Origin of the sequence: Trichocoleus desertorum ATA4-8-CV12 (assembly GCA_019358975.1) — a bacterium.
GTDB classification, from domain to species: Bacteria; Cyanobacteriota; Cyanobacteriia; order FACHB-46; family FACHB-46; genus Trichocoleus; species Trichocoleus desertorum_A.
This window is the reverse complement of record JAHHIL010000047.1, coordinates 1-14,321: the sequence shown is the minus strand read 5'-3', so window position 1 is coordinate 14,321 and position 14,321 is coordinate 1. Positions and strand designations below refer to the sequence as shown.

The 14,321-nt window shown below is 47.9% G+C and carries 16 protein-coding genes; 7 read left to right on the top strand and 9 right to left on the bottom strand.

What is annotated here, in order from left to right:
• Window positions 1-308: 308 nt before the first annotated feature.
• Window positions 309-857 carry a translation initiation factor IF-3 gene (infC, locus tag KME12_22410; GenBank protein ID MBW4490542.1) on the bottom strand — a complete coding sequence of 183 codons (549 nt, stop codon included), beginning with the start codon at window positions 855-857 and terminating at the stop codon, window positions 309-311.
• Window positions 858-1,096: 239 nt separating this feature from the next.
• Window positions 1,097-1,561, bottom strand: coding sequence for a hypothetical protein (locus KME12_22405; GenBank protein ID MBW4490541.1), 465 nt, complete (start codon window positions 1,559-1,561; stop codon window positions 1,097-1,099).
• Window positions 1,562-1,764: 203 nt separating this feature from the next.
• Between KME12_22405 and KME12_22400 the strand changes: the two genes are divergently transcribed.
• The 4 genes from KME12_22400 to KME12_22385 all read left to right on the top strand — a co-directional run bounded on the left by KME12_22400 (window position 1,765) and on the right by KME12_22385 (window position 5,232).
• The gene (locus tag KME12_22400) at window positions 1,765-2,118 is read left to right on the top strand and encodes a hypothetical protein (protein MBW4490540.1); all 354 of its coding nucleotides are present in this window, start codon (window positions 1,765-1,767) and stop codon (window positions 2,116-2,118) included.
• A 104-nt stretch (window positions 2,119-2,222) separates the two neighbouring features.
• Entirely contained in the window at window positions 2,223-3,737 is a 1,515-nt protein-coding gene (locus tag KME12_22395) for an AAA family ATPase (protein ID MBW4490539.1), read from the top strand.
• A 146-nt stretch (window positions 3,738-3,883) separates the two neighbouring features.
• Window positions 3,884-4,237 (top strand): DUF1257 domain-containing protein, encoded by a 354-nt coding sequence (locus tag KME12_22390; protein MBW4490538.1) that lies wholly within the window; start codon window positions 3,884-3,886, stop codon window positions 4,235-4,237.
• A gap of 131 nt (window positions 4,238-4,368) precedes the next feature.
• Window positions 4,369-5,232: an inositol monophosphatase family protein gene (locus KME12_22385; GenBank protein ID MBW4490537.1), complete on the top strand. Its 864-nt coding sequence runs from the start codon at window positions 4,369-4,371 to the stop codon at window positions 5,230-5,232.
• A 37-nt stretch (window positions 5,233-5,269) separates the two neighbouring features.
• Here KME12_22385 and KME12_22380 read toward each other — a convergent pair whose 3' ends face one another.
• Entirely contained in the window at window positions 5,270-5,542 is a 273-nt protein-coding gene (locus KME12_22380; protein MBW4490536.1) for a hypothetical protein, read from the bottom strand.
• Between the two features lie 166 nt (window positions 5,543-5,708).
• Between KME12_22380 and KME12_22375 the strand changes: the two genes are divergently transcribed.
• Window positions 5,709-6,380, top strand: a complete 672-nt coding sequence (locus KME12_22375) for a Fe2+-dependent dioxygenase (GenBank protein MBW4490535.1) — start codon at window positions 5,709-5,711, stop codon at window positions 6,378-6,380.
• Between the two features lie 59 nt (window positions 6,381-6,439).
• On the opposite strand, the gene gshB is transcribed toward KME12_22375, so the two are convergent.
• The 5 genes from gshB to KME12_22350 form a co-directional block, all read right to left on the bottom strand.
• Window positions 6,440-7,465 (bottom strand): glutathione synthase, encoded by a 1,026-nt coding sequence (gene gshB, locus KME12_22370; protein ID MBW4490534.1) that lies wholly within the window; start codon window positions 7,463-7,465, stop codon window positions 6,440-6,442.
• Between the two features lie 119 nt (window positions 7,466-7,584).
• A complete protein-coding gene (gene grxC / locus KME12_22365; GenBank protein ID MBW4490533.1) occupies window positions 7,585-7,851 on the bottom strand; it encodes a glutaredoxin 3 in 267 nt (88 codons plus the stop codon).
• Window positions 7,852-8,086: 235 nt separating this feature from the next.
• The gene (locus KME12_22360; protein MBW4490532.1) at window positions 8,087-8,866 is read right to left on the bottom strand and encodes a cistern family PEP-CTERM protein; all 780 of its coding nucleotides are present in this window, start codon (window positions 8,864-8,866) and stop codon (window positions 8,087-8,089) included.
• A gap of 232 nt (window positions 8,867-9,098) precedes the next feature.
• Complete coding sequence (gene hflX / locus KME12_22355) at window positions 9,099-10,781, bottom strand: GTPase HflX (protein ID MBW4490531.1); 1,683 nt, start codon at window positions 10,779-10,781, stop codon at window positions 9,099-9,101.
• 74 nt (window positions 10,782-10,855) lie between these two features.
• Window positions 10,856-11,404 (bottom strand): tetratricopeptide repeat protein, encoded by a 549-nt coding sequence (locus KME12_22350; protein MBW4490530.1) that lies wholly within the window; start codon window positions 11,402-11,404, stop codon window positions 10,856-10,858.
• Between the two features lie 396 nt (window positions 11,405-11,800).
• Here KME12_22350 and KME12_22345 point away from each other — a divergent pair, with 396 nt between their 5' ends.
• Together KME12_22345 and KME12_22340 are read left to right on the top strand one after the other, a co-directional pair.
• Window positions 11,801-12,604 carry a TPM domain-containing protein gene (locus tag KME12_22345; GenBank protein ID MBW4490529.1) on the top strand — a complete coding sequence of 268 codons (804 nt, stop codon included), beginning with the start codon at window positions 11,801-11,803 and terminating at the stop codon, window positions 12,602-12,604.
• A 196-nt stretch (window positions 12,605-12,800) separates the two neighbouring features.
• The gene (locus KME12_22340) at window positions 12,801-13,430 is read left to right on the top strand and encodes a precorrin-8X methylmutase (protein ID MBW4490528.1); all 630 of its coding nucleotides are present in this window, start codon (window positions 12,801-12,803) and stop codon (window positions 13,428-13,430) included.
• 10 nt (window positions 13,431-13,440) lie between these two features.
• Here KME12_22340 and KME12_22335 read toward each other — a convergent pair whose 3' ends face one another.
• Complete coding sequence (locus tag KME12_22335) at window positions 13,441-14,130, bottom strand: phosphate ABC transporter permease (GenBank protein ID MBW4490527.1); 690 nt, start codon at window positions 14,128-14,130, stop codon at window positions 13,441-13,443.
• Window positions 14,131-14,321: the final 191 nt, after the last annotated feature.

The following is a 14,321-nucleotide window of genomic DNA, read 5'->3' as shown; positions in this document are numbered from 1 at the left end:
TCCAGCTCTATTTTAGAAAGCAATTAGAAAGCAAATGGAATTGAAATAGGCACGTTGTTGTGACTTGAAGTGTCATGACATTAAAAAACAAGGTTGGCAATAAACCCACCTTGTTCTTTGAATTTCTTAATAGTATTTAGCTTTAGAGGCAGCTGGAGCCACTAAATATGGCATCCATGATATGGCATCCGTGACTTTGCGATCGCGACTGGCTCACCGTTACGGTTGAAGCGATAACGAACTAAAAGAAGCAGCGAGGCTCCAATAGAGACTTGCTACACCTATTTTGCTCCAAGGATGCTGACTGCCTATGCTTTCTTGGGCGCAAGCAACATCATCATATTGCGTCCTTCTTTCTTGGGGAATTGCTGCACTTCAGCCATTTCTTGCAAATCTTTTGCCATTCGCATCAGCAAGGTTTCAGCTAAGTCGCTGTGCTGAATCTCCCGACCCCGAAACATAATCGTCGCTTTGACCTTGTCTCCTGCCTTCAGAAAACGCTCAGCCTGGTTAATGCGGACGTTGTAATCGTGCTCTTCAATTTTGTAGCGCATCTTTACTTCCTTTACGTCGGAAGTGTGCTGCTTCTTTTTAGCTTCTCTAGCTTTTTTCTCTTGTTCAAATTTAAATTTGCCGTAATCCATAATCCGGCAGACCGGAGGATCGGCTTTATCACTAACCAGGACCAAATCCAGCTCTTTCTCCTCTGCAATTTGCAGAGCCTCACGAGGGGTAAGGATACCTAGTTGTGCCCCATCAGTATCAATGACCCGAATTTTGGGAAATCGAATGCGCTCGTTGATTTGGGGTAAATCACGATTTTGTTTTTTTTCGATTAAGGGTGCTCTCGTTGACAACTCCGTTTTGACCTACTGCTAAAGGATAATTAGTGAGGGGTGTAAATTACAGATGAGTTCGAGTACTATCAACCCTTGGCCCAAAGGGGTTTGGTTGAGATATGGCACTTGAGAACTTGATATTTGCTATTTTACTCAGTCTGTTTAAATTTCTGTCTAGTTGTTAACTTAATTTCTGAAATAACTATAACTAAGTTTAAGTTTCGCTATCTTAGGAGCCTGACTCTAAGGGCCTTAATCTAGGGTTGTTGGGGTGGAGGTGGAACTCGATATTGTCGGGCACTGTAATAAAAGAAGCGGTAGTAGTCATCAAACTGCTGACTTGGCGATCGCCCTTGCCAGTTGTAGCGAATGTCGCCCTGCTCTAAGACCAGCTTCATCGAACTGATCTCTGGGCCAATATTGACTTGGAGTTCACCCGGTAAACCCTGCTCAGTTGTGAAGTTGGGCTTTAGTGAGGGTAAAGTACCCGATTTTGGTTTGGCGATCGGCTTGATTTGATGAGCTGCCCAGCCTCGAATCTCCGCTTGAGCATTTTGGGGGTCGTGAAACGCTTGCCCGTCTTGATTGTCGGGAGGTGGCTCGGCAATCCAATTACTGGGAAAGGGAAACTCAAAGTTGTAGCGAGGGTTGCGGTAAGTCTGCCAACTGCCTGGGGGTGATGCCTCAAAGCTCCGACAACTGATCAGGAAAACCAAGCTCATAGCCAGCCCAGCCAATCTTGTTACCTGAGCCAATCTAGGACTTGTGTTCGTGTGGTGGGCCTTCTTGGGGTCGAGAGTTAGTGAATAACCTGGTTTTGTAAACAGATGTAACAATACTGCTGTCATAACGTCTTGCTGTCTTGACAGTACGAATAAGAGTCGATATTCTGACAGATACATACCCGGGTAGAACTGGAAGTTATATGCAAGATAAGCAAAAGGTTACGTTGTATCTTTCACCGGAGCTGCATCGAAAGTTGAAAATTCGGGCGGCAGTCGATGCAGAGCCTATGTCAACAATTGTTGAACGAGCTGTTGTCTTCTACCTAGCTCATCCAGAGTTGGTAGATGAGGTGGAAGCATCCTACGGCCAATCTCATCAGGTTTACAACTGTCCAGAGTGTACTAGCTCGGTTGTGATCCAAAACGGAGAAATGCTTACTCTTAAAGATCAACCGGGTGTATTGGATGAAGTGGGACAAACCTTGCCCGTTCAACAAGCTCAGAAGGTTGGCTCTAATCCTAATCAGCCAGGTGAGGAACTCGTTCCTTGCTAAGGCTCTAACCTGTAGGTTAATGCTAGCAAGGGTGCCGCATTAATTTCAGGTCAGGTGAACTCGGGTCTAGCAATGTCTGCACCGTCTCTAGTAGGTCGATGGTTATGCAAGAAGAGCTCAATATTTTAATTCAAGCTCAATACCCTCTTATCTATCTAGTTACCTCTGAAGAGGAGCGGGCTGAGCAGGCAGTTGCCGCAATTGTTCAAGCTAGATCACCCCAACGGCCTCAGCTGTTTATTTGGACAATGACTGAGGGCATGGTGGGTCACGAACAGTCCCGTAGCCCAGTGCAAAGCAATACTGTCTCTCCAGAAGCAGCGATTGATTGGGCCATTCGGCAGCCATCTGGTGTGTTCCTGTTCAAGGATCTACACCCCTTCAAAGATTCTCCAGCAGTAACGCGGCGACTTCGAGATGCGATCGCCAGATTTAAGGGAACACAAAAAACTATTATTTTGATGTCTCCCGTGCAGCAAGTTCCGATTGAGTTAGAAAAGGAAGTTGTAGTGCTCGATTTCACTCTGCCAACGATGGCTGAGTTGAATCAAGTGCTATCCCAACAGCTAGACCAACAGCCTCGCAACCGTCGGATTACAACTGAAGCACGAGAAAAGCTCCTAAAGGCGGCTCTGGGACTTACCCGAGATGAAGCCGAGAAAGTTTATCGTAAAGCCTTAGTGACCGCAGGCCGCTTAACAGAGGCGGAAGTAGATATTGTTTTATCGGAAAAGAAGCAGCTCATTCGCCGTAATGGCATCTTAGAGTACATCGAAGAAGACGAGACAATTGATTCTGTCGGTGGTTTAGAAGAACTCAAGCGCTGGCTCAAGCAACGCTCTAACGCTTTCACAGAGAGAGCTAGAGAGTATGGACTACCTCAGCCCAAAGGTATGCTGATTTTGGGGGTTCCGGGTTGCGGTAAGTCCCTGATTGCTAAAACTACTTCTAGACTTTGGGGTTTGCCACTGATTCGTCTGGACATGGGACGAGTTTATGATGGCTCGATGGTAGGTCGCTCTGAAGCCAATTTGCGTAATGCCTTAAAAACAGCTGAATCGATCTCTCCAGCAATCCTGTTTATCGATGAGATTGATAAAGCGTTTGCAGGTAGCACTGGTTCTGCGGATTCTGATGGTGGTACCTCCAGCCGTATTTTTGGTTCCTTCCTCACCTGGATGCAAGAAAAAACCTCTCCGGTATTTGTCATGGCAACTGCCAACCGGGTGGAGCGTTTACCAGGGGAGTTCCTCAGAAAAGGGCGTTTCGATGAAATCTTCTTTGTCGATCTGCCAACTAAAGAGGAGCGCACAGAGATCTTCAATATTCACTTAAGCAAGCGGCGGCGTGAAATTGCTCGGTTTGATCTAGACCAGCTCGCGACTGTTTGCGAAGGTTTTTCCGGGGCGGAAATTGAACAGGCTTTGATTGCAGCAATGTACGAGGCATTTGCCCAAGAGCGTGAATTTACTCAGCTCGACATTATTGCTGCCATCAAGTCAACATTGCCTCTATCTAAAACAATGAATGAGCAGGTGACAGCCCTAAGAGACTGGGCAAGGCAGCGCGCGCGACCTGCTGCATCTTCCGTCGCAGAGTATCAGCGACTGGAGTTCTAAAAGGCTTTCACTCCTGCTCCCAACAGGAGGAAAGGCTAGCAAATTTTTGCTAGCAGTTTGACAAAATACCGTGCCAGTATCGCGGTAAACATCTCATCAAATCAAACGTTGTCGTTTCTCTCAATCTCTCCAGGAGGAAATCCGAAATGTCTCACTTCAGCACTCTACGTACCAAGATTACTGATGCAGAAATCCTGAAAGCTTCTTTGGGTGATTTGGGTATTACGGTCAAATCTGAAGCTGATGTACGTGGCTACAACGGTCAAAGAGTTCGTTCTGACATCGTTGCTGTTCTCGAAGGTGAATACGACCTAGGCTGGTCTCGTAATAGTGATGGTTCTTTCGACCTCATCGCTGACCTCTGGGGCGTTGCTAAGAAGCACAACCAAACCGAACTCATCAACTCCATCAATCAAAAGTACGCAGTTAATAAGACTCTGGCAGAAGTTAAGCGGCCTGGTCTGCAAAATGCCAACGTTAAACTAGTTCTGCAAAAGTAATTTCTCTGCGCGTTCCCAAGCTTACGGGTTAACCACTAAAACGGGTTAGCCCGTTTTTTTATGCCAATCGTGTAGACTGACGGGAGTGACCTCTAAGATAGATACTTCTAGCCCTGTTGCGATCGCCCGCTATGCCCTTGCCTTCTGCTGAACAAGACCAAAAAATTCGCCAAGTGATTCGTAGTTGCGGTTTGCAAGTAGAACGGATGGCGAAAGAGCAGTTCCAAATTTCTCAAAAGGGTCCGGATGACTACGTAACCAATGTCGATCGCGCTTTAGATCGAGAATTGACAGCAGCTTTCTCAACTTTATTTCCTCACGATGGTTTGATTACCGAGGAAAATGCTCAGTCAAGGCAAGCTTTTGGGGCTGACTACTCGCGGCTTTGGCTGATTGATCCGCTAGACGGTACTGAGGATTTTATTAAAGGCAAAGCAGAGTTTGCCATTATGGTAGGGCTGTTGCAGGAATACCAGCCGATCGCGGGTTGGGTCTATGCGCCAATGCTGAACCAGATGTATTACGGTGGCTGTGGTTGGGGATTGTTTCAAGAAAAACCTGGGCAGGATAGCACGCGGTTGGAGCCTGTAGAGCCGCCGCCGCCTCAATCTGGGTTTTGCCCCATGATCATCGGGACAAAAGACCAAAATAACTTTGGAGAAGCGATCGCTCGACTAATCCCGGATGTGCAATTTGGCACGCTAGGCAGCTTCGGCCTGAAGGTGATGGAAGTGATTTGTGGCCGCGCTGGTCTTTATGTTTACTTTAATGGTCGGGTCAAGCTTTGGGATACGACCGGGCCTTTGGCTCTTGCAAAAGCAGCAGGATTAGTTTGCTGCGATCTCGAAGGAGAACCGATTCGCTTTACCCCAGACGCGCTTGATCCAGAAACGCTGGCCCACAAGCAACCCATTTTAGTTGGCTGGCCTGCCTATATAGAGCCGTTACGCCCCAAATTGCAAAAAGCGATCGGGATGTTACGGCTCCAACGGTAGGTTAATCGGTGTTCAGTTGAAACTGAAACTCTCAGCTTTAACCTTCGCCACCTTCGCCGCCTTCGCCAGCAGGAGAAGGAGAAGTTGTGGGAGATGGAGAAGTCGTAGTTCCTTCTTCGCCGCCTTCGCCACCTTCGCCAGCACTGCCTTGGGCATCTGGGGAAGGAGAAGTTGTGGGAGATGGAGAAGTCGTAGTTCCTGCTCCACCATTCTGCTCAACAGGTGGGGTGGTTTCGTTTTCTGTACCACATCCCGCTACAGGAGCGATCAAACCTAGAAGTAGTAGTAGCCCAGCCGACTTTGTACGCATTGAGTATTTCTCCTCAGTTCTTTATGTACTTTATAAATAAGTCACTCATTCTACAAGTTTTTGAGTTCGTCGCTGCCTAAAACTGCCACAAGCCGACTTAAGCTAGAACTCGGCCAGTCTGTGGTTTATTCCTTTTCGTTATTGCTGCTGTCCGAGGTTGCTTGCAATGATGCTGACTATTCCTGATGTCCTTACGTCAGAAGAACTGAATTCTGTAGTTTCTATCCTAGATACGGCTGACTTTGTGGATGGCAAAACCACTGCTGGTTGGCATGCAAAGCTAGTCAAGCAAAATACTCAGCTCAAAAGTGAAGCTAGCTATGGCCAGGACCTGAAGGAAACCATCCAAAATGCTTTGAAGGGCAACACTCTGTTTCAAATTGCTGTGCAGCCTAAACGAGTCCACTCGCTGCTGTTTAGCCGCTATGAACTGGGGATGTCCTATGGTAGCCATATTGATAATGCCTTGATGGGCGGCCAAGAATTTTTACGCTCCGATGTCTCCTTGACGTTGTTTCTGAATCCTCCTTCTAGTTATGGTGGGGGTGAGTTAGTGATTGAGAATGTTGAAGGGGAAACGATGTTTAAGCTGGAAGCAGGCTCAGCAATTATTTATCCTTCTTCGACCCTACATCGCGTTAACCCAGTTACTGAAGGGGTGCGATTAGTGGCTGTAGCTTGGGTGCAAAGCTTAGTGCGTGACCCCCACGAACGGGAGATCTTGTTTGACTTAGATGTAGCTCGTCGGGCTTTGTTTGATAGACAGGGTAAGACGACAGAGTTCGACCTAATTTCTAAAAGCCATGCTAATTTGCTCCGCAAGTGGGCGGATGTCTAACTCTAGTCAACTAGGTTTTGAAAGTTTAGTTTCTATGCCCAGCCTTGCCAGCGATCGCCCTAAGCAGGTGCAGTCAGGCTGAGCTTGTTAGCTCTAACTTTCTCTAGCCACTGAACTACTTGATGGCCCAGTCTAGATTGATTGAGGCGATCAATCTCGCGGATACCTGTAGGACTGGTGACATTAACCTCTGTCAGGTAGCCGCCAATCACATCTATTCCCACAAAAATTAGTCCATCTCGGCGCAATACTGGAGCTAGCTGAGTGCAGATCTCCCTCTCTCTAGGTGTGATATCTACTGACTCGACTCTGCCACCCACGGCCATGTTGCCCCGGAACTCATTGCCCGTGGGCACGCGGTTAACGGCTCCAATCGGCTCTCCGTCTAGCAAGATAATTCGCTTGTCACCTGCTTTCGCTTCGGGCAAGTAAGTCTGAATCATGATTGGCAGTTGTCCTTGTAGGGTGCTGATTTCAATCATGGAATTCAGGTTGCGATCCCCCGGTTCCAAGAACAAGATGCCTTCACCCGCTTTGCCACCGAGAGGCTTCAGAACCGCCGCTCCTTGCTGCTCCACAAACTGGCGAATCACCTGCTTGTTTTGAGTCACGATCGTAGTGGGGATCGCCTCGGTAAACTGGAGCGCATACATCTTTTCATTGGCGGCTCTCAGACCTCTCGGTGCATTCACGACCAGCGTTTTAGCTGGATCAATGTAGTCCAGAATATAGGTTGCGTAAAGGTAAGCCGTAGTGACGGGAGGGTCAGTTCGCATAAAGACTACGTCCATTTCTTCTAACGGACGCAGGTTGCCCAAACCCTTAGCCTGGGTGGAATCTTGTAAGGAACTTTCTAGGGAATACCAAGATTCAGCAGCAACCCAGCGGCTATCCACTAATTGAATCGGTGTCAACTTGACCTGTTCTAATATTGCCCAAGCTTTCCCATCTACCACACTCAATAAATTCGCTTGAGTCACCCACACTTCATGACCCAGTTCTTGTGCTGCTTCCATCAGGGCAACACTTGTATCATGACAAGGATCAAGTTTTTGAATGGGGTCAATAATAAATGCGAATTTCAATGAATTACCCTCTGCAACAATGTGGCGCTTTTACACCGATGAGACAGTGCTGTCTGTGCGATCGCTTTGAGTCTCGCACAATCCTTTAATTAACCAACTACTAATTAACTAACTACAAACTAGCCAGCAGTCTGCAAAAGTTGATCAAGCTTGCCTTGAGCATTCAAAGCATGAATGTCGTCACAACCACCAATATGCTGGTCGTCAATAAAAATTTGGGGCACGGAGCGTTTGCCGTTAGCACGCTGAGACATTTTAGCGCGAGCTGCTTCATCTCCATCAATACTGTATTCGGTATATTCAACGCCCTTTTTGTCTAGCAGCGCTTTAGCACGAATGCAAAAGGGACAGGTCTGCCAAGTGTAGATTTCAACTTTAGAAGCCATAGCAACCTCAAACGTTAAGCAATGTTTCTTGATCTTAGTTTAGCCCGACGAGTTTAATTTGGTTCCAGTGGTAGTTTTGAAGCGTCGCGACTGTTTGAAAAAAGCGTATGAAGAAGGCAGTAGTTAACGTAGGCGATCGCTGAATTGTGTAGTCGTGATTAAAAAACCTTCCTACTATTTCAGTAGGAAGGCTAGAAGGTGAATGAAGGGCTAAAAGAAATTAGAGTAACTAGACCTAAGCGAGTTCAGACCGCTTCTTACGGCCATAGAGCAACCCAGCACCAAGTATTACAAGAGCTGTGGTGCTACTAGGCTCAGGCACATGTTTAGTAGGTGGCTTGGGTGACTCAGGTTGGACAGGAGTGCCTTGGCCTGTGCCACTGTCTCCGTTGAAATCATCACCATCAATGCTTTTACCATTAATGCTTTGGTAACGAACTCCAAAGTTACTGAGAGTAAAACTTGATACGGTACTGCTGAAAGCGAGAGTGGAAGAGAACTTTCCGGGGGAATCAGCCGTTTTTACCCCACCGTTACTACCGCCTTGGCAAGTCTTACCGTCCGTAAAGCAGACATCAACTGCACCAAACTGATTAGGAAATGAACCAGACCTGTCGTTAGTGAAAATTCCCGAAGAGCGGGTATTCCCACTGCCAGAAGCCTCGCCAATACCGACTAGCGTTTGGTTAACATTGAATCCTAAAGCAGAAGTTCTAGAAGTAATACCACCGCTAGAGGTGTTATCTAGGGTGACTTCAAAAGCGGCTTCAGTTTTGGTTCCTGCCGTGTTAAAGCCCAAGAACTTAAAGATGGCTTGGGAAGACAATCCAGCGACAGTTTTCGTTGCGACATTGCCGTCGAAGTTGACTGTGAAGGACTTGTCTTTATCGGTTGCATCAATGGTGACACTACCACCGCTGAAACTGAAGGCCGAAGCTGCGGGAGCGATCGCGAGAGTGCCTAAGGCAGATAAAATAGAAACCCCAAGAGCCAGGTTCGTAAGAGACCTCAACATTGCCCTATTTCCTTTGATGAAGTAACAAAACAGTGCTCAAAGTTGTGAAAAGGGCTTACTGAGATAGATAGATGCAAAACTATACTAGTATCTGCAAGCCTGAGTTGAATTTGCCCAGGTTTTTGACAGAACTGGCAGCTTCTCTATGGCTTTATTGAAGCTTTATAACGATACTAATTTTTTTGAAACTAGCTCAGTAGTTCTCCGCTCGGCTTTTGGGTTTTTACACCTGCTAAGAGACAGCGTAGTCCACGAGTTGAGCTAGCCGATGGCGTAAGGTTTCTAGGCCTAGGCGATCGCTGGCCGAGAGAAATACAGCTTGAGGAAACTCTTCTTGGGCCAAGGCTAAGGTATCTCCATCCACTTGGTCAATTTTGTTGAAAGCCACTAACGCGGGTCCCGGTGTGATGGGCATCTCTGACAAAATCTTCATGACAGAGCGAATTTGGTTTTGCCATGCTGGATGGGAGAGATCTACCAAATGCAATAAAGCATCTGCCTCTGTGACTTCCTCCAACGTGGCTCGGAACGCATCAACCAGCGACGGGGGTAGCTCATGGATAAAGCCAACTGTGTCAGTCAACAAAATAGAGCGGGGTTCATCCGTCACTACGTCTTGGATGATTAACCGTCGGGTGGTAGGGTCAAGGGTCGCGAAGAGCTGATCTGCGGTATATACTTCCGCATTGGTCAATGTGTTTAATAGCGTAGACTTGCCAGCGTTGGTATAACCTACGATCGCGATCGATGGGACTTCTCGGTGCTGGCGACGTTGCCGTAGTCGAGAACGGTGAGCTTGCAATTGGTTCACTTCTTGTTGCAATCGCGAGATTCGCCTTTGAATGCCACGACGCTCGGTTTCTAGCTTGGTTTCACCTGGGCCTCTGGTACCAATGCCACCTCCCAAGCGCGACATGGCTTGTCCTCGTCCAATCAAACGCGGCAGCATGTATTCTAACTGCGCCAACTCTACTTGCAACTTCCCGGCTCTAGACTGAGCCCGCTGGGCAAAAATATCTAAAATGACTTCGGTGCGATCGACCACCCGAATGCCGATTTGAGTTTCCAAGTTGCGGATTTGGGCAGGATGCAGGTCGCGATCAAAAGCGATTAGATTTGCACCCACTGTCTGAGCAGCGAGCGCAATTTCTTGCACTTTACCTTCACCGACGACAGTTTGCGGATGGGGGCGAGAGCGCTTTTGGGTGAGGGTTTCTACAACCGTGCCGCCCGCAGTTTCTATCAGGCGAGTTAGTTCGACTAGGCCATCCTGGAAGCGTTGAGATTTTCGCTCATCAGTCATTAAGCCCACAATCAATACTTGATCGTGATCGCGATCGACTTGCTGGGCAACGTACTCACGCTGAAACTCGGCTTCTAAATTTTCTACTAAATCCAGAAAGTCTTGATCGGCTAAATCATCCAGCTTGGTGGGTGATGAAACAGTCCAATTAGCGGCTGAGTCGGGGACTAAATGCGCTAAATAAGCGTGTTTGACATATCCAGTGGCTCCGCCGCCACGCCGCTCAAATCCTGCGCCCGACAAGGTAAGCACCACCAAGCTATCGAGCCGCTGAATTGCCATCGCTGTCAAAGCCGCTTCGTTCGGAGGCTCAATTTTTAATTGGGTTGCCAAGCAGCGAATGCCACTGAGACGCTCGGCTCCATAACGAGGCAGTTCTAGAGGTGGAATCTGAGTTTGTCGTGGGGTACCGACTCCTACCCGGATGACCTGACCTCGACGATTGATATAAACACAAACAGGTTGGTTAAGGTCTGTACTAATCGCGGCCAGTCGTTGGGCAAATTCGGATGTGGTGAGGCGATCGCCCGGTAGCCGCTGATGGTACAAACGTTGCAGCTGCTTAAGCTGACTGGATTTTAGACCTTGAAGATTGCCGTAAATCGTTTCTATAGACTTATGTAACCAGAAAGCTGGCCCTCGAATGCACTCAATCCTATTCTACTTCTACTGACTCTTATCAAACCTTAGGGTTGACGGTTGCGACTCGCGAAGCATCCTAGAATTCTTGAAATATTTTGCCAAAGGGAAGGTCTGCGAATTCCTAAGGCGTTGTCGTAACTAGCGTAGGCTGCTTGGTAGCGGTGTAAAGAACGCAAGGCTACTCCACGAAACAACCAAGCTTCTGAGTGATGAGGTTGAATGGCCAGAACGGTATTGCAGCTGAGTAAAGCTTCTTCATAGCAACTCAGGTGGATAAACGCTACGGCTCGAAATACTAAAGCAGCCGTATGCTGAGGTTTTAGGGCTAGAGCTTTGTTCAAGCTGGCGATCGCCTCTACATAAGAGCCTAAATTTGCTTGTGCCTGTCCACGCTCATACCAGGCATTGACATCATCTGGTTGTCGTGCAATGGCTCGATCACAGCTAGCGATCGCGGCTTCGTACTCCAGCCGTCGCCGGGGATCAATACTATCCTGCAAGCGAACAGATCGGCTGCTTCGGGCAGAAGTGGCCTGCTGATACGGATAGCGTGACCGAGCATGAGACGACTGAAATGACTGGGTAGTAGACATAGTCAGACAGGGAGCAAATTTAAGTACCGCAGATCCTTATAGTGCCCTGGCAGCAGAAACGACTCGCATTTGTAGCAAGCAACACTACGTTTTCTTAATTTGAGAGTACTCGTTGTTTCTGCCGATGCAGCATTAACTTCATCAGTTTTTACAGAATTTAGCGATCAAGCCCGATTAAAGTACAAGTTTCGCCACAATTGCTGGAATAATTTGCCGATTTAGCCCAGTTACTGCGGAAAAGTTCCTGATTTTTAGGCGACAGGTAGAATTGACGGCTTCCGTCCCAAGTCCGTAAGATTAAATTAAAGTAAACAAGTGTAAACAAATAGGTGATTGTTGTTCATTTGTAGCATCACCCATAGCATCCACTTATTAAGGTTGAATCCAGCGTTGCCAATGCAGTACCTTTCTCCGCGACGGCTTCTCACTTTCCTCGCCACATTTTGCTTATCGTTGTCGATCTGGGCGATCGCGCCAGCAGCCCAAGCCTATGACAATCCCCAGTTGTTGCCCAGTGAGCCAACTACAGTTATTGACTTGGCGAAAAACCTAACTGGAGTTCAAGAAGAAACTCTGGCCAAAGATTTAGAGGCATTTGAAGCAGAGACAGGCTGGAAACTCCGAGTTCTGACTCAGTTTGACCAAACTCCCGGTCGGGCTGTCAAGGACTTCTGGGGTTTAGACGATAAGAGCGTGTTGTTAGTGGCTGATGCGCGGGGTGGCAACATCCTTAACTTTAGTGTTGGGGATGCCTTTTATGAATTAATGCCGCGTACCTTCTGGATTGAGCTGCAAACTCGCTACGGCAACCAATTCTTTGTGCGAGAAAATGGCGAAGATCAAGCCATTATTCAAGCACTAGAGTCAGTCAAAACCTGCCTGCGTCGAGGTGGGTGCCAAGTTGTGCCCGGTTTACCTCAAGAACAGTGGATTCTTACCTTAATTACCTCCCTCGTGGGCGGCGTGATCTTTGGCTTTGCAGCTCATCCCCGCAAAGAAGGTCAAGTTTTTGCTTGGCAATGGGCTTTAATCTTCTCGCCTTTGTGGGGAATCTTGTTTATTGCCTTTGGGATTGGCCCAGTGGTGACCCGCACCTCCGAGTGGCTACCCCTATTTCGCAATGTAGTGGGGTTCATGCTAGGGGCTTTGGTCGCCTACCTATCACCGACGTTTACTCAGTCTTCCACCTCTGAGAGTTAATTTTGGGTGACTTGACTGTCGGTAAAATTGAACGGAACCTCTTACAGAGACTAATATCAAGCAGCTGAGACATAGAAATACCGACGCGATCGCCTAGCTCGCCAGCAGCAGTCATGCAGCAATTACGCTGTGTGGCTGCTTAGGAGTGTATAACTATCTCAAACCCTGAAAACTATATTTGAGGGATAAGTTAGGCATGGAGTGGCATATTACGGACGCTCAAAGTTTAGGAATTATCGACCGAGAAATAGGTGAACACACGTTTTCCCCGGCTGAATATGAAATTGTGCGTCGAGTGATTTATGCCACTGCTGATTTTGAGTACAAATCCTTGATTCGCTTTTCGGAACAAGCTCTGCAAGCAGGAGCCGCAGCTCTAGCAGCGCGTACCACTATTGTGGTGGATGTACCAATGGTGCAAGTTGGTATTACTTCCAACATCCAAAATACGTTTGCCAACCCGGTATATTGCAGCATGGACGCCCTAACGAGACCCCAACGAGATAGAACTCGTGCGGCATGGGGCATTGAAACTCTAGCGCGACGCTATCCAGAAGGCATTTTTGTCATTGGTCAGGCCCAAACTGCCTTGTCTGCCATTGTGGATTTAATTGAAGCGGAAGAAATCCGCCCAGCTTTGGTGGTTGGCACTCCTTCAGGATTTGTCGATATTGAAGTAACCAAACAGCGTTTACAAGATTCGTTGGTGCCTCACATTCGCATTGAAGGGCGTAAAGGCAGTGCTGTCGTCGCTGCTGCAATTATGAATGGCTTAGTGGATTTGGCCTGGAAAGCCTACGGTCAGGACAACTCTGGCATTGGCTAAGGCGCAAAGTTTAGATATCCATGGCGGCGCGACGACGAGATGGTCTGCGAGGTTTGGGCTCAGAGCGTAGTCGTCGGCTTACTTCCAGAAAATTATCCCGTTGCACTTGGGGGTAGTCGCTGACCCAGATATTTTGACTTGGAATGTAAATGTCAGAGACTTTGGCAATGCGACTTAAGTCAGGCAAGTGGGACATTACCACCATCTCGACGGGTTGATCGGGGCGAATGGCTTTGTGCTCTCGGCGCAGAGGCACCTGGACTGGAATTCTAAATCCACTTTCGTCGCCTACTTCTAAGTTCAAACGGCGTTCGCGATTTTCGACTAGTACCAACTCTCCCTTCTTATTCACGGTCTCTTCCGTACCGATCAGTTCTTCGCTGACGTAGGCATCTAGGACGCGGCCTTGCCAAAAACCACTATGGCGGGGTTTGCGAGCTTCCAGGTTTCGGAGGGTAGCCCAAAGAATGGGAGCCCAGAGCCAGTAAAGGCTGCTGGCAACTCCTAGAAAGAAAAGGATGACTCCACCAGCCTCACCAATCAGGGAGTGGGTGATCGCGACAACTACAATTCCGATGACGGAAATGAGTAATCGCTTCAAAAAATCTGAAAGCTTTCCCCAGTGATACTTGTACTGAGGAAAAGTAGCCACGAGCGGCACCAGTTGTTCAAACTTTTCGCGGGTTAATGGAACTAGCATCAGTACAAGTTTATATACGCTTGAGTCAGGGATAATGTGTGAGCGATCGCTTTAGACTTTAGTCTTATAGAAATCGCCGTAAAACCCACATGCTGTCTTCGGTGGGATATAAGGCGGTGAGTCGAAGACGAACAGCTAGGTAGGCTACTTCTCCAACGACCTAATGAACTCTCGAATCACATCTGTCTTGG